Consider the following 22,039-nt stretch of genomic DNA (forward strand, 5'->3'; position numbering starts at 1 on the left):
TAGAAACATGCGTAAAACAAAAATTGTATGTACTTTAGGACCAGCAAGTGAAACATTGGAAAAAACAAAAGAGTTAATCCAAGCAGGTTTGAATGTAGGAAGATTAAATTTTTCTCATGGTGATTTTGAAGAACATGGAAATCGTATCGTAAACATTAGAAAAGCTAGTGAGGAATTAGGTAAAACAGTTGCTATTTTATTAGATACTAAAGGACCTGAAATTAGAACAGGGAAATTAAAAGAAGATAAGGTTCAACTTGTTGCCAACGAATATATTACTTTGACCACAGAAGAAATTCAAGGTGGTCAAAGTCGTGTTGCAATTACTTATGATGAGCTTCCTAAAGAAGTTCATATCGGATCTACGATATTAATTGATGACGGATTAATTGGTTTGGAAGTTGTGGAAGTCCAAGATACTGAAATTAAGTGTAAAATTGTGAATGGTGGTTTGCTTGGTAGTAGAAAAGGTGTAAATGTACCTGGAGTAAAGATATCATTACCAGGTATTACTGAAAAGGATACCAATGATATTATTTTTGGAATCGAACAAGGTGTTGACTTTATTGCAGCTTCATTTGTGCGAAAAGCAAGTGATGTACTAGAGATTAGAGATTTATTACAACGTTATAATGCACAACATATACATATTATTTCAAAAATTGAGAATCAAGAAGGTGTGGACAATCTTGATGAAATTTTAGAAGTATCTGATGGATTAATGGTTGCACGTGGGGATCTAGGTGTTGAAATCCCAGCAGAAGAAGTACCATTAGTTCAAAAACGAATGATTGAGAAATGCAACCAAGCGGGTAAACCAGTTATTACAGCTACACAAATGCTTGATTCTATGCAACGTAATCCTCGCCCAACTAGAGCGGAAGCGAGTGATGTTGCCAATGCGATTTTTGATGGAACTGATGCGATCATGTTATCTGGAGAAACTGCACAAGGGAAATATCCTTTGGAATCAGTGAAAACAATGGCTCGTATTGCAGAAAAAGCAGAATCTGCACTTGAATACCGTGAAATCTTCTTAAAACAAACGAGTATTCAACAAATTACTGTGACGGAATCCATAAGTCAATCTGTTGCGAATTCTGCTTTAGATTTAAATGCAAAAGCCATTTTCACATCCACCCAAAGTGGTTATACAGCACGTATGGTATCCAAATATCGTCCTAAGTCTCCTATCATTGCAGTAACTCCAGATAAACAGGTTATGCGTCGTTTATCCTTAGTATGGGGAGTAAATCCAGTTAAAGGAGAACAGGCAGATTCTACAGATGAAATGTTTGAACTTGCAGTAAATAGTGGGTTAAGAGCAGGATATGTTCAATTCGGAGATTTAGTAGTAATCACTGCTGGAGTACCAATTGGGCGTTCTGGAACAACAAACTTAATTAAGATCCATCACATTGGTGAAATGATTGCTAAAGGTCAAGGAATTGGTAGTTATAGTGTGACAGGAAGGGTTGTTGCAGCTCGTACACCAGAAGAAGCGAATGAGAAGGTTTCAGAAGGATGTATATTAGTTACCGTTGGAACTGATAAGGATTATATTTCAGCCATGCAAAAAGCATCAGCAATTATAACTGAGACAGGTGGCCTTACTTCACATGCAGCAGTAGTTGGGGTTGAATTAGGTATTCCTGTTATTGTTAGTGTAGATAATGCCTTAAATATATTAAAAGATGGCATGGATGTTTCTGTATATAGTGAACAAGGTTTCATTTATTCTGGAAAATCAGAAACCTTATAATAGAGGTTGTTTTAAAAGTCCCCTTTTGATCACGAAGTGGCTCAGTGGAGTGATTTCGACATCGAATTTTGCACTCATATTTGAAGTCCGGTGCTCATGTAACAAATCACTACACTCCGCTCCAGCTTCTGCATATTCGTACAAACTTCTCGGTGCTTAAAACTGAACTTTTAAACACGAACCAATAGATTTAACTTAACGTTAGAGGAGCTTAGTTAGATAATCCAAATCTGACTGGCTCTTTTTATTATGTTAAAATAAAAATATTGGATAAAGTAGGAGGGGTACTAGTGGAAACGGCAGAATGGCAAAAACATCAAGTAAGGGTAAGATATCAAGAAACAGATCAAATGGGTGTAGTGCACCATGGGAATTATTTGAATTGGTTTGAAATAGGAAGGACAGAATATGTAAGAGAGATGGGTAATAGTTATAGAGATATTGAAAAATTAGGGCTATACCTTCCCGTTGTTGATGTACAAATGAGCTTTAGAAAACCAGCTAGATACGATGATGTTATTGATATTTATACAAAAGTGGCTGAGTTTACGAATAAAAAAATTATATTTGAAGTCGAAATCCGAAAGGGAGACGATCTTTTAGTTACTGGAAAAACAGTACATGTATGGTTAAACTCACAATGGAAGACGGTTCGTTTGGACGAAGAAGCACCTGAGTTATATGAACGTTTAACAATAGGATAGATGTAAAGTGACAAAGTAAAATGAAGGGAGTGTTATTATGTTTCGTTTACTCGTTGTCATTATGATCGTTGTACCTGCAATAGAAATTTTTGGATTAATAACGGTTGGAGGATTAATTGGTGGCTTTGAAACTTTTATATTAATTTTACTTACTGGATTTATAGGTGCTTTTTTAGCAAAAAGTGAAGGGGCTAAGGTCATGAATCAGGCTAGATTTGAAATGTCTTCAGGTCGGGTTCCAGCAGGTTCTATTTTAGATGGTATATGTATTTTTTCAGGTGGACTACTTTTACTTACTCCTGGGTTTTTAACAGATACTGTTGGTTTTATGCTTGTTTTGCCTATGACAAGAGGTTTTTTTAAGGGATGGATTTTGTATTTTATAAAAAAACTAATGTCCAAAGGAACCATTATCCGTTTTTAGGATGTATGAGAATTCCATAGGATTAAAATAATCTTTATAATAATGATAATGAAGTTTTATGTCCAGATGAGTTCACAATTTGTATGAAATCCTTTATCATTAATATGAATGATTATTAAATGACCAGAGTAAATATTTGGATGTTCAATTCAAGTAAATTATATCTTTAAATAAAGGAGAGTATATAATGACAGCACCTACAAAAGGTTTAGAAGGTATCGTGGCGACTACTTCTTCCGTTAGCTCCATTATTGATGGAGTATTAACATATCGTGGTATTAACATTGATGATTTAGCTGAAAAAAGTACTTTTGAAGAAGTTGTTTATTTATTATGGTTTGGTAAATTGCCAAATCAAACAGATTTAGCAGAATTTAATAAACAGTTAGTTGAAAACATGGTAATTCCAAATGAAGTTCTAGAACAAATCAAACTTTTTCCTAAAGACTCAAATGCGATGGCTGCACTTCGTACAACCGTTTCAAGTTTAGCATTATATGATGAAGAAGCAGAGGATATGAGTAAAGAAGCGAATGTAAGAAAAGCAATTCGTCTTCAAGCAAAAATTCCAACAATCATTTCTGCTTTTGCAAGAATTCGTGAAGGAAAAGAACCTATTCAACCTAAAAAAGATGCATCTCTTTGTTATAACTTCTTGTACACACTTACAGGTGAAGAGCCAGATCCTGTTGCGATTGAAGCTTTAGATAAAGCTTTAATTTTACATGCAGACCATGAATTAAACGCTTCAACATTTGCTTCTCGTGTAACCGTTGCAACATTATCAGATGTTTATTCAGGTGTTACATCTGCTATTGGTACATTAAAAGGACCTCTTCATGGTGGAGCAAATGAAGCAGTAATGGTGATGTTAGAAGAAATAGAGACCATTGAAAATGCGGAGCCATACATTGAAAAGAAATTAGAAAATAAAGAAAAAATCATGGGATTTGGACATCGTGTTTATAAAACAGGTGATCCTCGAGCAAAACACTTACAAAAAATGTCCTATGAATTAGGTAAAATCACTGGTGAGATGAAGTGGTATGATATGTCCACTATTATTGACAAAATAATCACAGAGAAAAAAGGATTAAAACCAAATACTGATTTTTATTCAGCTTCTGTTTATACATCCTTACAGATTCCACGTGATTTATTTACACCTATTTTTGCATTTAGTCGTGTATCGGGATGGTCTGCTCATATTCTAGAGCAATTAGACAATAATCGTTTAATTCGTCCTCGTGCAGAATATATTGGACCTTCTAGCCAACCCTATGTCGATATAGAAAACAGATAATATAAGTTGTTCAAAAAGTCCCCCACTTTGTCAGCACAGGAAGTGCTGATCCTACATTAGTCACATGGATGTGACTGATTTTAAGTAGGGATCACGATGTATCACTAGGAGGTTTACTCGACATCGAATCTGACCCTCACCTTTGAAGTCCGGTGCTCATGTAGAAATGCCCTACACTTGCTTCACCCCAAAAAGTGAAGAAATGCGTTGAAGTGTAGTCATAATACTTTTACGGGGACCCCGATAAAATGGCTTCTACAGGTTCAAGTCACCTTCTCGGTGCTGAAAACTTAACTTTGTGAACTTAGTACTAAAACTTAAGCATAATGAAGGAGGTACCAATTCAATGGTACAATTCAAAAATTACGATCAACCAACAAACGGAGAAAAAATCACAATCGAAAATGGAAAATTACAGGTTCCTAATAAACCAATCATTCCTTTTATTGAAGGAGATGGAACTGGTCCTGATATTTGGGCGGCTTCAAAACGTGTTTTAGACGCTGCTGTAGAAAAAGCTTACAATGGCGAAAAAGAAATTGCTTGGTATGAGGTTTTTGCTGGTCAAAAATCTTTTGATAAATATAATGAATGGTTGCCAGAGGATACTTTAACTGCAATTAGAGAATATTTTGTTGCAATTAAAGGACCTTTAACCACACCAATTGGTGGAGGAATTCGTTCTTTAAACGTTGCTCTTCGTCAAGAATTAGATTTATACACATGTCTACGTCCAGTTAGATACTTTGATGGTGTTCCTTCACCTGTCAAACGTCCTGAATTAGTTGATATGGCTATTTTCCGTGAGAATACTGAGGATATTTATGCGGGAATCGAATATGAACAAGGTTCTGACGAAGTGAAAAAGGTCATTGATTTCTTACAAAATGAAATGGGAGTGAACAAAATTCGTTTCCCTGAAACTTCAGGGATTGGAATTAAACCAGTTTCTTCTGAAGGAACAAAACGTCTTGTGAAAGGCGCAATCGAATATGCGATTAAACATGAACGTAAAAGTGTAACTTTAGTACATAAAGGGAATATTATGAAATTCACTGAAGGTGCATTTAAAAACTGGGGTTATGAAATAGCGGAAGAAGAATACGGTGACAAAGTATTCACTTGGGGACAATATGATCGTATTGAAGAAGCTGAAGGGAAAGAGGCAGCGGATAAAGCACAAGATGAGGCTCTTGCTGCAGGTAAGATTCTTGTGAAGGATGCAATTGCAGATATTGCACTACAACAAGTACTTACTCGTCCGAAAGATTTTGATGTGATCGCTACATTGAATTTAAATGGAGACTATTTATCTGATGCTTTAGCTGCTCAAGTAGGTGGTATTGGTATTGCTCCTGGAGCGAATATTAACTATGTTACTGGACATGCAATCTTTGAAGCTACTCATGGAACAGCTCCAAAATATGCTGGTTTAGACGTAGTTAATCCTGGTTCTGTCATTTTATCAGGTGTATTAATGCTTGAACATTTAGGTTGGAAAGAAGCTGCTGATTTAATTTACAAAGGAATGGAAACAGCAATTTCTAATAAAACAGTAACTTATGATTTTGAAAGATTAATGGAAAATGCTACAAAGGTTAAATGTTCAGAATTTGCAGATGAAATTATTAAACACATGGCTTAAATAAAAATAAAATAAATTTAATTAATCTCCCCTCACTGATTGAAGTGAGGGGACTTTAAAGAGTAGAGAAGTAAAAAAAAATTACATAAAAGAGGAGAATCTTAAATGGCAATTCAAAGAAAAAAAATTGCAGTGGTAGGGGCAGGATTTACTGGAGCAACTACCGCACTAATGCTAGCTCAAAAAGAATTGGGTGACGTTGTATTAATTGATATTCCACAATTAGAGAATCCTACAAAAGGTAAAGCGCTTGATATGTTAGAAGCTAGCCCAGTACAAGGTTTTGATAGTAATATCATTGGTACCTCTAGTTATGAGGATGCTGAGGGTGCGGATGTAGTCATTATTACTGCAGGTATTGCACGTAAACCTGGCATGAGCAGAGATGATTTAGTAAATACGAATGCAGGTATCATGAAATCAGTATGTGAGAATGTAAAAAAATATTGTCCAGATTCATATGTAATCATTTTAAGTAATCCAGTGGATGCTATGACTTATGTTGCATTTAATACTCTTGGATTCCCTAAAAATCGTGTCATTGGTCAGTCAGGTGTATTGGATGCAGCTCGTTACTTTACATTTATTTCTCAAGAATTAAATGTTTCTGTTGAGGACGTTCACGGATTTGTATTGGGAGGTCATGGGGATGACATGGTACCTCTTGTACGTTACACGAATGTAGCAGGTATTCCAATTGATAAATTAATTCCAGCTGATCGTATTGAAGCCATTGTAAAACGTACTCGTACAGGTGGAGGAGAGATCGTAGGTTTACTTGGAAACGGAAGTGCGTACTATGCACCAGCAGCTTCCCTAGTTCAAATGACAGAAGCAATTTTAAAAGATAAAAAACGTGTAATACCTTCCATTGCATTTTTAGAAGGCGAATATGGGTATGATAACTTATTTATCGGTGTTCCGACGATCCTTGGTGGAGATGGAATTGAAAAGATCATAGAATTAGAATTAACGGATGAAGAAAGAACAGCGCTAGATAAGTCAGCAGATTCTGTACGAAAAGTGATAAGTGTTGTAGACAAAGGTTAAACATGATAGGATAAAAAGAGTGTGGATTATAATCCATACTCTTTTTATGTCTAGGGTCGCCAACATGTTATTGTGATTTTTTATCAAAATGATGGAGGGTTATTAAAATGGAAACTGGTTTTTTACATCTTCATACAACAGTAGGTTTATTATTAATTGCTTACATTTTACTTCCGTTTCTTATATTAACTTTAAAAAATGGAAATGAAGGAATGGCAAAAGTATCTGTTTTTATTAATCGTGTAGGGATGTACATATTAATCATAGCATTTTTAACAGGTGGATATTTAATTAGTCAATATGAAGGATATTCCATCGCTTGGATGATTGTAGTAGTGTTATTGCTACTAGTAATGTTTGCAATGACTGGAATGATTTCAAAACCATTGAAACGTGTAAGAGATGGAAGTGCAATTGATGAAGATCACAAAAAAGCAAAAATGTTTAGCTTTATTAATGCAATTGCTGTACTATTAATTCTTGTTTTAATGTATAACCCTACGTTATTGTAAATGGAATAAGAAGGTAGAAAGCATTAAGCGTACTTTATTAAGTACGCTTAATGCTTTTTTATTACTTTAATTTTATCGAAAAAATGTGTACTTGTCTAAGGATACTTGTCTATACCAAATGAAGTGTTTGAACATAGTATATATCATCTCTTATTACAGGAGGTGAAATCAATGGGGGGATCTATAGGTATTGTACTAGTGTTATTTATTTTATTAGTAATTATTTTAATTGCAGCAGTAAGATATTGATAAAGTAATGAGAAGGTTTAATGATATTCTACCACCAATGCGCTCTTTAATATACCTCTAATGAAAGCCTCACTATTATGAAAGTGAGGCTTTTATGTCTTTTCTATATTAAAAACTATTAAAATGTGTACTTGTCTAAGGATACTTGTCTATACCAAATGAAGTGTTTGAACATAGTATATATCATCTCTTATTACAGGAGGTGAAATCAATGGGAGGATCTATAGTTATTGTACTAGTGTTATTTATTTTATTAGTGATTATTTTAATTGCAGCAGCAAGAAAATGTTATTGATGAAGTAAAGAGAAGGTTTAATGATATTCTACCACCGATGCGTTCTTTAATATACCTCTAATGAAAGCCTCACTATTATTTTATAAAAGTGAGGTCTTTCTATGTCTTTTCTATATAAAAAACTATTAAAATGTGTACTTGTCTAAGGATACTTGTCTATACCAAATGAAGTGTTTGAACATAGTATATATTATCTCACTGCTATAGTGGTGAGGTAGTTGCGGCGTAGAAGTTCTCCTTTTTATAAATGAATAGGATCATGTTACTCGGAAAAAACTAATCCCTTTCAATTCATAGATGAAAGGGATTAGTTATTTAAATGTATAAATCTCGACTAAATTATTTTCTAAGAATTATATTCACTATTTTGGATTCCTTTATTTCTGCTGAATAGACTTAATTCATCTAATGTTTTTTCGAAACTTGGAGCAAGTGAGTTTAAAAAGAAATCAACTTCAGGCATATTTGTGTTTTTCAGGCTTAATTCAATATCTTTTTTTGCTGTTGCAAATTCCCTGTTACCAGCAGAGAATTCTGAAATGCATTTTAAATAAGCATCTATCTCATCAGCCGCTTTTACATACTTCATTAATTCTTGATCAGATTCACTGGTTTGTATTAAAGTTTCATACTTGGGCTTTAATACATCTGGAATAGTGTTCATAAGTCGATCTGATGCTAATTCTTCAATTTCTCTAAAACTATTTAAGATTTGGTCATTATGATGTTTGACGGGGGTTGGTATGTCCCCAGTAAAAACTTCAGTTGCATCATGGAACAAAGCTATACAAACAGCTTTTTCTGTATTTATGTTTTTATCAAATACTTCATTTGCAATAGAACATAATACATGTGTGATAAGTGAAACATGATAGGAGTGCTCAGCAACATTTTCATTTACAACATTTCGCATTAAGCTCCACCTTTTAATGTATCGTAGCCGATATAAATAAGCTAAAAAATGGCTGTTTTCCATCATATAAATTACCCAACTTTCTATTCTGATCTTATAGGATATGAAATAAGAACCATATTTGTTAGCAGTATTATATCACATAAGTATTGAGTTGATAAAACAAATGTTCGTAAATTAGATATTTAAAATAGTCATATACATAGGGGGATTAGTCCAATCTAATTGCTGTATAAGACATATACTGTAATAGTTAATGGTTGGGGAGGTGAGTGTATATCATGTTTTTCATCATAGGTATTGCTGTTGTAGTACTGGTTTTATTTATACTGTTGGTGATTATTCTAGCCCTCTTAATACCAATAAAGCGATGCTTCCCACATAAAGTATATTAAATTGGAAATAACCATACAAATATTTGTATGGTTATTTTTAAAATTAAACTGATATTAAAAAAATTAATTATTTACATATGAAAAGACAATTACCTTAACATGTGATTTTACATTCTGTTAACTTTATGATGATGTGCAAAAGAATATTTAGAACAAGGGGTTACACCTAACCTTCTTGAGGCAGGAAAATGTGGATTTCATAAAATGATTAAATCAGCAGTTCCTTCTGTGACAAATGTAAATCACTATCAAAATAAATATTTATTAATGAATCCTCTAACTTATTATAGAATAGCTTCAGGCTAATTGATCTGGGATACTCCTCTTGTATGAGTTATAAAGAACGATACACTTTATGATATAATATTGAAAGTGAATTTTGTGTAAATTGATATGCAATAGCTCACTCCAATTATGGATGTGAAGGTGCATATTCAAATAAACATGGCTATATACGAGGGGAGCAATCATTACCATGAAACATTTTGAAGAGAGCGTTTATCAATTAATAGTAGAGACATCTACCAACTTACCATCAGATGTGAGAAAAGCAATCAAAAAAGCAAAGTCTAAAGAAAATCAAGGTACGAGAGCAGCATTATCTCTTTCTACAATTTCGAATAACATTAGTATGGCCGAATCAAATGTTTCACCGATATGTCAGGATACTGGGATGCCTACTTTTATTGTGCATACACCTGTTGGGGTCAATCAAATAGAAATGAAAAAAGACATCCTTTCTGCTATAAAGAAAGCAACACAAGACAGTAAACTACGTCCAAATTCTGTAGATTCTCTTACTGGGGAAAATAGTGGAGATAATATCGGAGAAGGAACGCCAGTAATACATTTTGAACAATGGGAAAAAGATGACATTGATATTCGCTTAATATTAAAAGGCGGAGGTTGTGAGAATAAAAATATTCAATACAGTTTACCAATGGAGCTTGAAGGAATAGGTAAAGCTGGACGTGATCTTGATGGTATTCGAAAGTGTATTATGCATTCTGTGTACCAAGCGCAAGGACAAGGATGTAGTGCTGGATTCATTGGAGTAGGTATTGGTGGTGATCGTACAACTGGTTATGAACTTGCAAAGAAACAACTTTTACGTGAAGTAGATGATATAAATCCTAATTCTGATTTGCAAAAGCTAGAAGAATACGTAATGGATAATGCAAATAAATTAGGAATCGGAACGATGGGATTTGGAGGGGAAGTGACTCTACTTGGTTGTAAGGTAGGGGTAATGAATCGTTTACCTGCTAGTTTTTTTGTATCCGTAGCTTATAATTGCTGGGCATTTCGCCGTTTAGGTGTTTTGATAGATTCTACTTCTGGGGAAATTAATGAATGGATTTATGATAAGGGTAGTGATAATCAAGCACATGATGAGAACCAACATGAAGTAACATCTGACAAAGGAAATCATTCATCAGATCAAAAAGAAGTCGTTCTACAAGCTCCCATTACTGAGGAACAAATTCGTGACTTAAAAGTTGGTGATGTTGTTATTATTAATGGAGCTATGCATACAGGGCGAGATGCATTGCACAAGTATTTAATGGAGAACGAATCTCCTGTAGATCTTAATGGCGGTATTATTTATCATTGTGGTCCTGTGATGGCTAAAATAAATGATGAATACGTTGTAAAAGCAGCAGGTCCAACAACTAGTATTCGTGAAGAACCTTATCAAGGTGATATCATTAAAAAATTTGGTATCCGTGCGGTGATAGGAAAAGGCGGCATGGGAGCAAAAACGTTATCAGCTTTAAAGGAGCATGGTGGAGTTTACTTAAATGCGATCGGTGGTGCTGCTCAATATTATGCGGAATCCATTAAAAAAGTGGAAAGTGTTGACTTTTTAGAATTTGGGATTCCAGAAGCGATGTGGCATTTAAAAGTAGAAGGGTTTGCAGCAATTGTGACAATGGATGCACATGGGAAAAGCTTACATGCTGACGTAGAAAAATCATCACTTGAAAAATTAGCTCAATTTAAAGAATCAGTATTTTAACATAAAATTGGTTTATGATGAAAAGAATATCCGAGTATCTAATGATACAAGGATTTCTTTTTTTGATGTTACAACGCGACTTGTCACTTTTAAGGTATATAGAAGGATAGGGGTTTCTAATGGTTAAATTACGCGTAAGATTAACACTAATTATTATTGCTTTATTGGCAGTAACAGCACTTGGAGCAGGTTTTTTTACAGTTGATAAATTAAAGGATTCTCAGCTGCAATTTTTGAAAGATCAATTACTCCAGGAGATTAAAGTAATACAAAACACTTTGACCTGGAGAAATACTGTAGATGATCAAGAAATTGTTGCTTATTTTAGTGAAGGTGCTGAAGAACTCAGCAAGTCAACTCAAGCTAGAATTACATTTATTGACTTGGAAGGAAACGTAGTAGGAGAGTCAGATTTTGACCCTGAACAAATGGACAATCATTTATTTAGGGAAGAAATACTCTCCATTATCGATAATGGAGAGTATGGGACTGCCATTAGATACAGTAATACAATCAACCATAATATGTTGTATGTTGCTGCCCCTTTTAATAATAATAATAACCCTATCGGATACTTGCGTTTGGCAATAAATTTAGATGAAGTGGAATACAAAACAAATGAATTATGGACTTATTACATCATTGGAATTTTATTTTTATTAATAATAACTGCAGTGATCAGTTTTTTAATTACTCGAGGATTAACAAAACCACTGGAAAACATTATGATGGTAGCACAGCAAATCACTCGTGGAAATTATCAGTCTAAAGTAAAAATATATAACAAAGACGAAATAGGTCAGTTAGGAAAAGCCATTAATAAAATGGCTTCAAGTTTACAGTATCAAATGAACCGAATATCAGAAAATGAAATCAGACTCAAAACCGTTCTAGAACACTTAATAAGTGGCGTTATTATGATCGATCGTCATGGAAAAATTGTATTATTGAATCGTGCATCTGAAAATATCCTAGGTATAAAGGAGAACGAAATATTAGGGAAACGCTACAATGATACAAAACAAAATCAGGAGCTCATTACATTGATACAAACCTGCCTTCAGAAAAAGCAACATATTCGTGAAGAGTTAACTTTTTATTACCCAGAGCAACGAACACTAGAAATGAATCTAGTTCCATTGCACCAAGATCATAGACAATGGTCAGGAATATTAATTGTAATGCATGATATTACAGCGATTCGTAAATTAGAAAAAATGAGAAGTGATTTTGCCGCAAATGTCTCACATGAGTTGAAAACACCAATTGCAGCTGTTAAAGGATTTTCAGAAACTCTTTTATCCGGTGCTTTAGATGACAGAGAGACTGCAAAATCATTTTTGCAAATCATATATGATGAAAGTGATCGATTAAATCGATTAATTAGTGATATATTAGAGCTATCTAAAATTGAATCAAAAGCAATTCCGCTTAATTATTCTCCACTTGCTATGCATCCATTTGTTCAGAAGACGGTACAAATGTTAGAGTCGCAATCAAACGAAAAACAAATCCATATCGCTCTAAATGTAAATCAAGATTTGTATATGGAAGCAGATGAGGATCGCCTGAGACAAGTATTTATTAATTTATTATCCAATGCCATTAACTATACTCCAGAAAGCGGGCATATCGAGGTTCAAGTAGAGTATTTGAATTTATCTGAAGATGTAAATGATGAAAAAGTCCGTATTAAAATCTCAGATACTGGAATTGGCATACCGAAAAAAGATTTACCAAGAATATTTGAACGTTTTTATAGAGTGGATAAAGCTCGTTCTCGCAGCTCTGGGGGAACTGGACTTGGGTTATCTATTGTAAAACATATCGTTGAATTGCATAAAGGTGAAATCAAGGTGGAGAGCGATGTTGGGAGCGGAACTACTTTTATCATTGATTTACCACTTGTTCAATAATTTACCTATAGTTTACATAGATTTAATAATTGGATGATAAACTAATATAATTAGTAGAGGTTGTTCAAATACGCACTAAAAATAACCAGGGGGACAATTAGCATGTCAAAAAAAGTATTAGTCATTGAAGACGAACCTACATTATCCAGATTATTATCCTATAATCTCTCTCAAGCAGGATATGAAACGAAGGTTGCAGAGGATGGAAGAGTTGGATTACAACATGCACTTCAGCAATATTTTGACTTAATCATCCTAGATATTATGTTGCCTGGTTTAAATGGCTTTGAGATACTCACAAAATTAAGAGAACAAAAAGTGAAAACCCCCATTATTTTTTTAACAGCAAAAACAGCTGAAGATGAAATTGTTCAAGGGCTCAAACTTGGTGCGGATGATTATATTACAAAACCATTTGGGGTAGCTGAATTATTGGCAAGGGTATCGGCTGTTTTAAGAAGGTCTCTATCAGAGGAAATACAGACTGATGAGACAACTGATGAAAAAGTAATTATGCTCGGAGATTTAAAAATATACCCTGATCAATATGAAGTTTTATTAAATGAAGAAAGTATTTCTTTACGTCCGAAGGAATTTGAAGTATTGCTGCATATGGTAGAAAGACAAGGTAAAGTGATAACAAGAGATGACCTAATGAACATTGTTTGGGGGTTTGATTACATAGGAGGACAACGAACGGTTGATGTTCATGTGAGTTCACTCCGTAAAAAGCTTGAATTAGGTCAAAATTCAGTCAAAATTGAATCTATTCGTGGTGTTGGTTATAAACTAGTTGTAAAAAAAATCAGTAAAATATAACTTATTCATATGGTTTCCAATTCAGCATTTTTTTACGGAATTCATTAGGTGAACATTGATTATACTTTTTGAAAATTTTATAAAAATGAGCCATGTTATTCATATTGATGCTCTCACCAATTTGTGTGATACTGTCTTCTCTGGTTAATAACATTCTCTCTGCTTTTTTTATTTTTTTGTAATTGACGTATTCTATAAATGTCATTTGAATTGTATTTTTAAAAAATTTCACAAAGTGGTAATAACTCATATTTACGATCTGAGCAGCAGTTCCGATGCTGATTTTTTCCATCAAATGAGAATCAACATAATCTAGTACTGGTTTGAGGCGAAGAAAATCTGCATTGTGTTGAACACTGAGTGTTTTGTTTGTATCATTTCGCAATAATACCAACATAATTTTATGGATAAAAAGAGTTACTGCAATCTCATATCCTGTTCTTTTAGTTTGAGATTCATGATATATTTCTGATACAGTTTCAAATACTTCTTTTTTAGCTTGTACATTATTTTTGAAAATATAATTGAGATGACTTAACGGATCATTCGTTCCTGCAAAATATTTGATATATGGCATAATGCTATAATCGAAATACTGCTCAATTTCAAACTGTAATACGATATATTCTAAACCTTCTTGAACCATCCGATCTCGGTGAAGCTCATTTGAACCAATTAAGATAACATCACCAGATTCCAACAAATATACATCTTCTCCAACATGAACTTCTAGCTGTCCGCTTAACACTGCTAATATTTCCATTTCTTTATGATAGTGCCAGGTAATCATGTTATGATTAACTCTCTTACTTTGAAATATTTTTAAAGATAATAAAGGGTTCTCAAATGATATTTTTTCATTTATTATCATAAACTTCATACCTCCAATATCCCAAAATAGCATAAAAGTAAAACTATTATGGTAATATTATTTTATCATTTCATTGTGTATAATTTTGTTAGAATCTAAATTGAAAATTGTTTAGGTTTAGGAATGAAAAAGACATACTTTTAATAATATAACACAAAATTGAATAAAGTGAACCTTACTAAATTGGAGGGAAATTGGATGAATAAGAAAGTAAAAGTTGGGATTATTGGATGTGGAGGGATAGCAACTGGAAAACATTTACCTTCACTCTCCAAATTGGAAACGGTTGAATTAGTAGCTTTTTGCGATATTAATATCTCTAATGCTGAACAAGTTGCTAAAGAATACGGTATTGAAGGGGCAAGGGTGTTTTCTGATTACATTGAATTATTAAATGAACCATCCATTGAAGTTGTTCACGTTTGTACTCCAAATGATTCCCATGCAGATATAGCAATTGCAGCTCTTGAAGCGGGTAAACATGTAAATTGTGAGAAACCAATGGCTAAAACAGCTGCTGATGCTAGACGAATGTATGAGGCTTCTAAATTATCAGATAAAAAGCTTACAATCAGTTATCAGAATCGATTCAGAGCAGATAGTCAATATTTGAATCAAACTTGTAGAGAAGGAGAATTAGGTGAAATTTATTTTGCCAAAGCTCATGCCATTCGTCGACGCGCGGTACCTACTTGGGGTGTATTTTTAGATGAAGAAAAACAAGGAGGAGGTCCATTAATAGATATTGGTACACATGCATTGGATTTAACGCTATGGATGATGGATAATTACAAACCAAAAGTGGTATTAGGAACAGCTTTTCATAAATTATCTAAAAGGGAGAATGCAGCTAATGCATGGGGACCTTGGGACCCAAATGAATTTACAGTAGAAGATTCCGCTTTTGGAATGATAAAAATGGAGAATGGAGCAACAATTATATTAGAATCTAGCTGGGCATTAAATTCACTAGATGAAGACGAAGCAAAATGTACACTTGCTGGAACTGAAGGTGGGGCTGATATGAAGGATGGACTTCGCATTAATGGAGAAAGTCGTGGGAAGTTATTTACAAATCAGATCCAAACGAATGTTGGTGGAGTAGCATTTTATGATGGAAAAGTAGAAAGTGATGCAGACTTAGAAATGAGATTGTGGATAGAAAATATTCTTCATGATACAGAACCTATAGTTAAACCTGAACAAGCACTTGTTGTATCAGAAATTTTAGAAGCGATTTATGAATCTTCAAAAACAGGGAAAGCTGTTTATTTTGAATAGGATGTGATTGCTCCTATTCGTTCCACTTGCAGAAACCGCAAAAGAAGCAGTCACATCCTATTTAGAGGTTAGAGATAGAAAAATGAAGGAGAGTGAGATATATGAAATTGGGTGTGTTTTCAGTATTGTTTGCTCAAAAATCTCTTGAAGAAACCTTAGATTATATTCAAGCAAAAGGGCTTGAAGCAATTGAAATTGGAACTGGAGGATATCCTGGGAAGGCTCATTGTGATCCTGATGTTTTACTTGAAGACGAAAAAAAATTGAATGATTTTAAACAACTTGTTTCATCTAGAGGGATTGAAATTTCAGCACTAAGTGTTCATGGTAATACACTTCATCCACAGAAAGACATTGCTAAAGGCTATCATGATGATCTAATAAAAACAATTGATTTAGCTCATAAATTACAAGTTAAAGTAGTAAATACATTTTCAGGTTGCCCTGGTGATCATGAGGGTGCGAAATATCCTAATTGGCCAGTAGCACCGTGGCCTAATGATTTTCAAGATATTTTGAAATGGCAATGGGAAGAAAAAATCATACCTTATTGGAAAAAAATAGGGCAATATGCAAATGAGCGGAATGTGAAAATTGGTTTAGAACTTCATGGCGGATTTTCAGTTCATACACCTGCCACGTTGCTTCGATTAAGAGAAGCAGTGGGTGAAGTGATTGGAGCAAACTTAGATCCAAGTCATATGTGGTGGCAAGGCATAGATCCAGTGGAGTCTATAAAAATTCTAGGAAAAAATAATGCGATACATCATTTCCATGCAAAAGATACAACGATAGATCAAAATAATGTGAATCGTTATGGATTAACGGATATGCAATCCTATGCAAACATGCTTGAACGAGCTTGGCAGTTTAGAACAGTTGGATTTGGGCATGATCTAAAAACATGGGCGGATATTATAAGCTCATTACGTTTAGTTGGTTATGATTATGTAGTGAGCATTGAACATGAAGATGGTTTAATGTCTATTGATGAAGGGTTTAGTAAAGCTGTTATGAATTTACAGCAAGTATTATTAAAAGAACCTTTAGGTGATATGTGGTGGGTGTAGAAAAACAAGTCATCATAGAGATGGCATCACAATATGCAAAAGATATGATGGGAAATGATGCAAGTGGGCATGATTGGTGGCATATTTATCGAGTTACTGAACTAGCAAAAAGAATTGCCAAAGAAGAAGGTGCCGATATTTTTATCTGCACCTTGGCTGCTTTGTTGCATGATATAGCGGACGGAAAACTAAATGAATCCGAAGAATTAGGATTGAAAAAAGTGAAGGATTGGTTACATATACAATCTGTTGATGATGATGATATTTCTCATGTGATGGAAATCATCTCAACGATGTCCTTTAAGGGGGGAGGTCAACCTCCAATGACTACTTTGGAAGGAAAAGTCGTACAAGATGCTGATCGTTTGGATGCAATTGGGGCGATTGGAATTGCTAGAACATTTGCTTATTCTGGGGCAAAGGGAAGCATCATGCATGATCCTGATCTTAAACCAAGAACGAACATGAATCAAACGGATTATCGAAAAACACAAGCAACCCCTATTAACCACTTATATGAAAAGTTATTTAAGCTGAAGGGTTTAATGAATACGAAAACAGCTAGGAATATAGCAGAAGAACGCCATCAGTTTATGGAGGAGTATGTTGAGCGTTTTTATCTGGAGTGGGACGGGAAGAAATAGAAAAAAATAAACTGTCTAGAAATTGACAGTTTATTTTTTAGTATCTATTTAGATATTTCATTGTCCATCTCTTCCACATCCGTATTCCCTTTTGCTCCCCACCAAAACCCTAAAAATAAACAAGCTGCTACAACAAGTGGTGGCGCATATGTGATTAAAAATTGATCCATTATTATCATCCTTTCTTAAATGTCAGGAAAGTATAACTTTCACTTTTGTGGGTTTTTATTTCCTTGCACATATTTTATATCGAATAAGAATAAACGCATTAACAAATATAATGAAGGTACTAGCAACAACAAACCTAGAATAAATACAGTTACGAGCGCAATAGCCATTGTTTGATTCGTGAAATGCTCATGAATATTAATATAGGGATATAGAATATAAGGAAGATGGGAAGCTCCATACCCAAAAAATGCAAAAGCAAATTGGAACATCACAAAAACAAAAGCCCAGCCTAATTTTTTTCTTTTCCAAACGAAATATACGGCAACTATGAAACAAATGAAGGAAATAACAAACATCCAAGATAAATCCACCATTTTTTCAAAGTGTTCAACATTGTGATTCCTTATGGAGAAAAAGACAAGAAAACTAGCAACAATAGTTGGAAGACTCCATGCAAGAGCGTACTTACGAACAATTTCAAATGCTTTATGGTCTTTTGCCTTATAAGCGTAATAAGACAAAAACATAGAGGAAATGTATAAAACACTAATTAAAGCTAATCCAACGACTGTCCAAGCATAAGAGCTTGTGAAAAGCTCCATATATTGAAATTGTACATCTCCATTGATGACCTTAATAAATCCGCCCTCAGAAATAATTAATACTGTAGATAATGCAGCAGGGATCAACCAACCACTCGCCCCATATAAAAACAAATAAAATCGGTTATTTTTTGCACCATACGTACTAAACGCATAATACGAACCACGAATAGCTAATAATATGACAGCAATACTTCCTGGTATAAGCAAAGATGTCCCATAATAGTAAGCTGTATCTGGAAAGAATCCGATTAATCCCACCATGAAAAAGATTAGAAATACATTTGTAACTTCCCATACAGGAGAAAGGTATCTTTCAATCATGGGCTGAATTAACTGTTTATTGCCGGTGATTTCACTGTAGTAACTGAAAAAACCAGCTCCAAAATCAACAGAAGCGACAATTAAATAACCGTAAAGGAAAATCCAAAGCACAATAATTCCTAATAGTTCATAACTCATTTAACTTCTCCTCCCTTCGAAGCGATTTCTTCTTCAGCAGGATAATTTTTAAACATTTTTCGAATGACTTTGACACATGTAAATCCTAATACAATATATAACAAAGCGAAGACTATAAGCATTATATCTACATGTCCCGAAGTTGTAGCAGCATCTGTTGTTTTCATATAACCTCTCAAAATCCATGGTTGTCTTCCTACTTCAGCGAAGATCCAACCAAACTCAATGGCCAACATAGCAAGTGGTCCACCCAAAACAATCAGTTTTAATAAACCCTTGTTGTGAACATTCCATCTTCCAAATCTTTGTCCAACTACGTAAGTTAAAGCAATGAGCATCAGAGTAACTCCTATGATGGCCATTAAATCAAACATATAATGTATCCATAAAGGAGGAATTTCATCCTTTGGAAGATCATTGATTCCTGTAACTTCAGCATCTGGAGAACCATGAGCCAATATACTTAACGCAAGTGGTATTTTAAGTCCATATTTAACTTCATTATTCTCTGTAAGGATTCCTCCAATAACGAGTGGGGCTTGATCTGTTGTTTCAAAATGCCACTCCGCTGCGGCTAATTTTTCAGGTTGATATTCAGCTAAATATTTACCAGATAAATCTCCAATAATCGCTGTTCCAATGGAAAAGATAAGAGCAGATACCATCGTTAATTTGAGTGCTTTTTTATAATAAACATGTTTTCTTCCTCGCAGTATGGATATTGCTGCAACGCCAGCCAAAACAAAAGCAGATGTTAAATAAGCAGATATAAGAACGTGTGCTACTTTTGTAGGTGTAGCTGGATTAAACATAGCTACAAGTGGTTGTACATTTATAATTTTTCCAGTTAAAACATCAACATCAAACCCTTGTGGAGCATTCATAAACGCATTCACAATTGTAATGAAAAAGGCTGAAGCAGATGAACCGATGACAACTGGAATTAGTAAATAAAAGTGTGTCATTCTATTTTTGAAACGATCCCAAGTATATAAATAGATACCTAAAAAGATAGCTTCAAAGAAGAATGCGAAAGTTTCCATAAATAAAGGTAGTGCAATAGATTGCCCAGCTACTTGCATGAACTTTGGCCACAATAAACTTAGCTGCAAACCTATAGCAGTCCCTGTTACAACTCCTACTGCAACTGTAATTGTGAAACCTCTAGCCCATCGACGAGCAAGTAATAAATAATGTGAATCATTTCGTTTAATCCCTATCCACTCAGCTAATGCAATCATGACAGGGACCCCAACACCGATGGTGGCAAATATAATATGGAATGCTAAAGTTAAAGAAGTTAATAGTCTACTAAAAATGACTGGATCGTATGTTGAAAACAATAAAACCACTCCCTTACAAGTACGATGTATATCTTTTGTGATGAATCTAAATTTTATTCTATTCCTTTATTAATGAGCAGAATAAGCTTAGAAGAAACGTCTAATTATGGATAGTGACATAATAATGGCTACTACTACACATAGAATAATTAAATTTTTTTCTTGTTTATAAGATTTATTTACTTTTGTTTTGTTGTTGTGCATTTGTTCTCACCCTATTCAAGAAAGTTTTATTTTATAACATCAGATTTTATGTTCAATCAGAACATTGATAAATGTGATGAATATTGAAGGTTAAATATATTGTACGACATAATATGTGAAATAAATCACATAATTGTGATCAACGTATGAACGAAATTTGTCAAAAATAAGTACAGATGTTACAGGAAAATCTTAAAATTTACATTCCTTTTACAAAACAATAAAATAGCGAAAACATTCTCTTTGTAATATATCCATTGTGAGAGACAAAATTATAATAGTACGATTTAAAATTTAAGGAGTGGTCAGATTTGGTTAATTCTATGTTACGCAAGGGGTCAATTATTTTAGCAGCATTTGTATTGTTATTTTCATTAGCAGCATGTGGTTCTGAATCAGAGGAAACATCAGAAACATCAGCTACTGAAGGAGCTAATGAACAAGAAGAAACTACAAAGGCATTATCTGGAGAAATCAATCTTGATGGATCATCAACAGTATTTCCAATTTCACAAGCTGTAGCTGAAGAGTTTATGGCAATACACGATGATGTAAATGTTACAGTTAACTTATCTGGAAGTTCAAATGGTTTTAAAGCTTTAATCGCTGGAGAAATTCAAATTACTGATGCTTCTCGCCAAATTAAGGATAAAGAAGTTGATGCTCTTAAAGAAGCTGGACAAGAAGCTGTTGAGATGCCTGTTGCATTTGATGGAATCACAGTTGTTATTAACCCGGAAAATGATTGGGCTACAGAAATGACAGTAGATGAATTAAAACAAATTTGGGAAGTTGATAGTACAGTAACGAAGTGGAGTGATGTAAACCCTGAGTGGCCAAATGAACCAATTAAACTTTATGGTCCAGGTCCTGCTTCAGGAACATTTGAATACTTTACAGGAGCAATTAATGGAACAAAAAATGAATCTAATAAAAATTATACACCATCTGAAGATGATAACGTATTAGTAACGGGTGTATCTGGTGATAAATATGCGATGGGGTATTTTGGTTTTTCATACTATATAGAGAATCAAAATAAATTAACTGCGGTTTCTATTAAAGTTGATGAAAGTGCAGCAGCAGTTGCTCCATCTGTAGATACAATCAAAGACGGAACTTATAAACCATTATCTCGTCCAATTTACATCTATCCTGTAAAAAGTGTTTTAGAGCAACCTGAAATTCAAGAATTCATTAAATTCTACATGAGTGAAGAAGGTCAAGCATTAGCTGAAGAAGTAGGATATGTAGCATTACCTGCTGAAATGTACGAAGAAAATTTAAATCTTCTTCCTTAATATATTGAATTAATATTTTATAAGATTTATCTATCATATCATTGTATTTCTGTGAAACCGTGGCGTATCTTAAATAAAAATTG

At 33.9% G+C, this 22,039-nt stretch carries 19 protein-coding genes; 14 read left to right on the forward strand and 5 right to left on the reverse strand.

Translation table 11 applies throughout. The features are described 5' to 3' along the window. The first annotated feature begins 7 nt into the window (after positions 1 to 7). The 7 genes from pyk (at position 8) to EPK97_RS16340 (ending at position 7,400) form a co-directional block, all read left to right on the forward strand. Positions 8 to 1,762: a pyruvate kinase gene (gene pyk, locus EPK97_RS16310; RefSeq protein WP_162037696.1), complete on the forward strand. Its 1,755-nt coding sequence runs from the start codon at positions 8 to 10 to the stop codon at positions 1,760 to 1,762. A gap of 350 nt (positions 1,763 to 2,112) precedes the next feature. Further along, positions 2,113 to 2,466, forward strand: coding sequence for an acyl-CoA thioesterase (locus EPK97_RS16315; RefSeq protein ID WP_162037840.1), 354 nt, complete (start codon positions 2,113 to 2,115; stop codon positions 2,464 to 2,466). A 37-nt stretch (positions 2,467 to 2,503) separates the two neighbouring features. After that, positions 2,504 to 2,890, forward strand: a complete 387-nt coding sequence (locus tag EPK97_RS16320; RefSeq protein ID WP_162037697.1) for an FxsA family protein — start codon at positions 2,504 to 2,506, stop codon at positions 2,888 to 2,890. A 187-nt stretch (positions 2,891 to 3,077) separates the two neighbouring features. Beyond that, positions 3,078 to 4,193: a citrate synthase gene (citZ, locus tag EPK97_RS16325; RefSeq protein WP_162037698.1), complete on the forward strand. Its 1,116-nt coding sequence runs from the start codon at positions 3,078 to 3,080 to the stop codon at positions 4,191 to 4,193. Positions 4,194 to 4,539: 346 nt separating this feature from the next. After that, complete coding sequence (gene icd, locus EPK97_RS16330; protein WP_162037699.1) at positions 4,540 to 5,838, forward strand: NADP-dependent isocitrate dehydrogenase; 1,299 nt, start codon at positions 4,540 to 4,542, stop codon at positions 5,836 to 5,838. Between the two features lie 105 nt (positions 5,839 to 5,943). Next, entirely contained in the window at positions 5,944 to 6,888 is a 945-nt protein-coding gene (gene mdh / locus EPK97_RS16335; protein ID WP_162037700.1) for a malate dehydrogenase, read from the forward strand. A gap of 107 nt (positions 6,889 to 6,995) precedes the next feature. Then, entirely contained in the window at positions 6,996 to 7,400 is a 405-nt protein-coding gene (locus EPK97_RS16340; RefSeq protein ID WP_162037701.1) for a hypothetical protein, read from the forward strand. Between the two features lie 890 nt (positions 7,401 to 8,290). On the opposite strand, the gene yfbR is transcribed toward EPK97_RS16340, so the two are convergent. Then, complete coding sequence (gene yfbR / locus EPK97_RS16345) at positions 8,291 to 8,920, reverse strand: 5'-deoxynucleotidase (RefSeq protein ID WP_162037841.1); 630 nt, start codon at positions 8,918 to 8,920, stop codon at positions 8,291 to 8,293. Between the two features lie 807 nt (positions 8,921 to 9,727). On the opposite strand from yfbR, the gene EPK97_RS16350 reads away from it, so the two are divergent. The 3 genes from EPK97_RS16350 to EPK97_RS16360 all read left to right on the forward strand — a co-directional run bounded on the left by EPK97_RS16350 (position 9,728) and on the right by EPK97_RS16360 (position 14,007). Further along, positions 9,728 to 11,272, forward strand: a complete 1,545-nt coding sequence (locus tag EPK97_RS16350; protein WP_162037702.1) for a fumarate hydratase — start codon at positions 9,728 to 9,730, stop codon at positions 11,270 to 11,272. Between the two features lie 119 nt (positions 11,273 to 11,391). Further along, positions 11,392 to 13,188, forward strand: coding sequence for a two-component system histidine kinase PnpS (pnpS, locus tag EPK97_RS16355; RefSeq protein WP_162037703.1), 1,797 nt, complete (start codon positions 11,392 to 11,394; stop codon positions 13,186 to 13,188). A 102-nt stretch (positions 13,189 to 13,290) separates the two neighbouring features. After that, complete coding sequence (locus tag EPK97_RS16360; protein WP_162037704.1) at positions 13,291 to 14,007, forward strand: response regulator transcription factor; 717 nt, start codon at positions 13,291 to 13,293, stop codon at positions 14,005 to 14,007. Between the two features lies 1 nt (position 14,008). Here the strand turns inward: EPK97_RS16360 and EPK97_RS16365 are convergent, their stop codons facing one another. Next, positions 14,009 to 14,878, reverse strand: a complete 870-nt coding sequence (locus EPK97_RS16365; RefSeq protein WP_162037705.1) for a helix-turn-helix domain-containing protein — start codon at positions 14,876 to 14,878, stop codon at positions 14,009 to 14,011. 198 nt (positions 14,879 to 15,076) lie between these two features. Between EPK97_RS16365 and EPK97_RS16370 the strand changes: the two genes are divergently transcribed. From EPK97_RS16370 to EPK97_RS16380, 3 genes are all read left to right on the forward strand, one after another. After that, the gene (locus tag EPK97_RS16370; protein ID WP_162037706.1) at positions 15,077 to 16,159 is read left to right on the forward strand and encodes a Gfo/Idh/MocA family protein; all 1,083 of its coding nucleotides are present in this window, start codon (positions 15,077 to 15,079) and stop codon (positions 16,157 to 16,159) included. 101 nt (positions 16,160 to 16,260) lie between these two features. Next, positions 16,261 to 17,229, forward strand: coding sequence for a sugar phosphate isomerase/epimerase family protein (locus tag EPK97_RS16375; RefSeq protein WP_162037707.1), 969 nt, complete (start codon positions 16,261 to 16,263; stop codon positions 17,227 to 17,229). Between the two features lie 20 nt (positions 17,230 to 17,249). Further along, positions 17,250 to 17,873, forward strand: coding sequence for an HD domain-containing protein (locus EPK97_RS16380; protein ID WP_162037842.1), 624 nt, complete (start codon positions 17,250 to 17,252; stop codon positions 17,871 to 17,873). 44 nt (positions 17,874 to 17,917) lie between these two features. Here EPK97_RS16380 and cydS read toward each other — a convergent pair whose 3' ends face one another. From cydS to EPK97_RS16390, 3 genes are read right to left on the reverse strand one after another with little or no spacing between them, the layout of a single operon-like run. Further along, a complete protein-coding gene (gene cydS, locus EPK97_RS22250; protein WP_276609513.1) occupies positions 17,918 to 18,043 on the reverse strand; it encodes a cytochrome bd oxidase small subunit CydS family protein in 126 nt (41 codons plus the stop codon). 39 nt (positions 18,044 to 18,082) lie between these two features. Further along, positions 18,083 to 19,108, reverse strand: a complete 1,026-nt coding sequence (locus EPK97_RS16385; RefSeq protein WP_162037708.1) for a cytochrome d ubiquinol oxidase subunit II — start codon at positions 19,106 to 19,108, stop codon at positions 18,083 to 18,085. Further along, positions 19,105 to 20,451 (reverse strand): cytochrome ubiquinol oxidase subunit I, encoded by a 1,347-nt coding sequence (locus EPK97_RS16390; RefSeq protein ID WP_162037709.1) that lies wholly within the window; start codon positions 20,449 to 20,451, stop codon positions 19,105 to 19,107. The genes EPK97_RS16385 and EPK97_RS16390 overlap by 4 nt, the downstream gene beginning before the upstream one ends. Positions 20,452 to 20,966: 515 nt before the next feature. Between EPK97_RS16390 and EPK97_RS16395 the strand changes: the two genes are divergently transcribed. Beyond that, positions 20,967 to 21,956, forward strand: a complete 990-nt coding sequence (locus EPK97_RS16395) for a PstS family phosphate ABC transporter substrate-binding protein (protein WP_240903855.1) — start codon at positions 20,967 to 20,969, stop codon at positions 21,954 to 21,956. The last annotated feature ends 83 nt before the right edge of the window (positions 21,957 to 22,039 follow it).

Source organism: Chengkuizengella sediminis (assembly GCF_010078385.1).
In the GTDB taxonomy this organism is placed as follows: Bacteria; Bacillota; Bacilli; order Paenibacillales; family KCTC-33759; genus Chengkuizengella; species Chengkuizengella sediminis.

What these genes read in the sequence shown, in the direction of transcription:
- pyk (WP_162037696.1), top strand. Translation starts at nt 8, where the DNA reads ATGCGTAAAACAAAAATTGTATGTACTTTAGGACCAGCAAGTGAAACA.
- EPK97_RS16315 (WP_162037840.1), top strand. Translation starts at nt 2,113, where the DNA reads ATGGGTGTAGTGCACCATGGGAATTATTTGAATTGGTTTGAAATAGGA.
- EPK97_RS16320 (WP_162037697.1), top strand. Translation starts at nt 2,504, where the DNA reads ATGTTTCGTTTACTCGTTGTCATTATGATCGTTGTACCTGCAATAGAA.
- citZ (WP_162037698.1), top strand. Translation starts at nt 3,078, where the DNA reads ATGACAGCACCTACAAAAGGTTTAGAAGGTATCGTGGCGACTACTTCT.
- icd (WP_162037699.1), top strand. Translation starts at nt 4,540, where the DNA reads ATGGTACAATTCAAAAATTACGATCAACCAACAAACGGAGAAAAAATC.
- mdh (WP_162037700.1), top strand. Translation starts at nt 5,944, where the DNA reads ATGGCAATTCAAAGAAAAAAAATTGCAGTGGTAGGGGCAGGATTTACT.
- EPK97_RS16340 (WP_162037701.1), top strand. Translation starts at nt 6,996, where the DNA reads ATGGAAACTGGTTTTTTACATCTTCATACAACAGTAGGTTTATTATTA.
- yfbR (WP_162037841.1), bottom strand. Translation starts at nt 8,920, where the DNA reads ATGGAAAACAGCCATTTTTTAGCTTATTTATATCGGCTACGATACATT.
- EPK97_RS16350 (WP_162037702.1), top strand. Translation starts at nt 9,728, where the DNA reads ATGAAACATTTTGAAGAGAGCGTTTATCAATTAATAGTAGAGACATCT.
- pnpS (WP_162037703.1), top strand. Translation starts at nt 11,392, where the DNA reads ATGGTTAAATTACGCGTAAGATTAACACTAATTATTATTGCTTTATTG.
- EPK97_RS16360 (WP_162037704.1), top strand. Translation starts at nt 13,291, where the DNA reads ATGTCAAAAAAAGTATTAGTCATTGAAGACGAACCTACATTATCCAGA.
- EPK97_RS16365 (WP_162037705.1), bottom strand. Translation starts at nt 14,878, where the DNA reads ATGATAATAAATGAAAAAATATCATTTGAGAACCCTTTATTATCTTTA.
- EPK97_RS16370 (WP_162037706.1), top strand. Translation starts at nt 15,077, where the DNA reads ATGAATAAGAAAGTAAAAGTTGGGATTATTGGATGTGGAGGGATAGCA.
- EPK97_RS16375 (WP_162037707.1), top strand. Translation starts at nt 16,261, where the DNA reads ATGAAATTGGGTGTGTTTTCAGTATTGTTTGCTCAAAAATCTCTTGAA.
- EPK97_RS16380 (WP_162037842.1), top strand. Translation starts at nt 17,250, where the DNA reads ATGGCATCACAATATGCAAAAGATATGATGGGAAATGATGCAAGTGGG.
- cydS (WP_276609513.1), bottom strand. Translation starts at nt 18,043, where the DNA reads ATGGATCAATTTTTAATCACATATGCGCCACCACTTGTTGTAGCAGCT.
- EPK97_RS16385 (WP_162037708.1), bottom strand. Translation starts at nt 19,108, where the DNA reads ATGAGTTATGAACTATTAGGAATTATTGTGCTTTGGATTTTCCTTTAC.